The sequence below is a fragment of the Paenibacillus sp. FSL H7-0331 genome (assembly GCF_001956045.1).
In genome coordinates this window covers 1-880 of sequence record NZ_MRTH01000154.1, presented here as the reverse complement: position 1 = coordinate 880, position 880 = coordinate 1, and the positions used below count along the sequence as shown (strand labels likewise).

At 38.4% G+C, this 880-nt stretch carries 1 protein-coding gene; it reads right to left on the bottom strand.

Annotated elements, in window-relative coordinates; translation table 11 throughout:
- Positions 1-481: 481 nt before the first annotated feature.
- On the bottom strand, positions 482-664 hold the full coding sequence (locus tag BK127_RS42230) for a hypothetical protein (RefSeq protein ID WP_076238589.1): 183 nt from the start codon (positions 662-664) through the stop codon (positions 482-484).
- Positions 665-880: the final 216 nt, after the last annotated feature.

The window sequence follows — 880 nt, the reverse complement described above, 5'->3', positions numbered from 1 at the left end:
ATCGTAGATTCGCTCCTGTCTGATGTTTTCATTCTACTAGCCCCTATTTTTTCTGTCCAATTTACTGTAGCCGATCCAATGTCACTTACGGAACTCCTTATATAACTTTCAATTAAGAATGCGAAAGTGGATCAGAAGGCGTTTTTGTTCTTCTAGCGAGGTTTTGACTGCTACATGATGAGCCGCGACTGCTATATTTCAGCAGACGCCTAGATCAATTGTGATATATTTTATCATTTTACATTTAATATCACACCTAAATTATCCTTAAGAGAATCTTAAATACCCCCTTAAGATACCGATGTTAACTTTCGCCCTACTTATGTATGATACGGTTTACCCGGAATTAAATTTTCAACAAATCTGGCCGTTAGTTGAGAAACGGCCGCCGATTCATCGGCAGCCGTTCAATGATTATGCTATCGTTACCCGTTTGTGAAGTAATGATTTTTCTAGTAATTAGGTGAATAGTTCACCTTAATTACTGATCTTTATTTTTGTTATTTCTAAAAATACCGACTGCTAATCCGACTACAATTCCAAATGAAGCTCCAAATACAATTCCAAGACCTACATTACCGAATACGGCTCCAAATGCGACACCAAAAGCGGCACCAAAAGCAATTCCAACGCCTATGAAAGAACCATTTCCGTCATCTTTCATTTTCAAATAATCACTCCGCTTCTTAATTTCATTCCAAGGCTTTACTGCTGTGGCATTTTCGCCTCGTACAACGACTTTCCAAAAGATGTAGGTATAACTCTATACGTTGCCAACTACTTAATGTTTCGCTACATTATTCTGCCCGTCCCTCGGTTTTAAGGGTTTATCTCACATATACTCACTCATTCGCAGGATTTCGTTGTCCTGTATAACAGT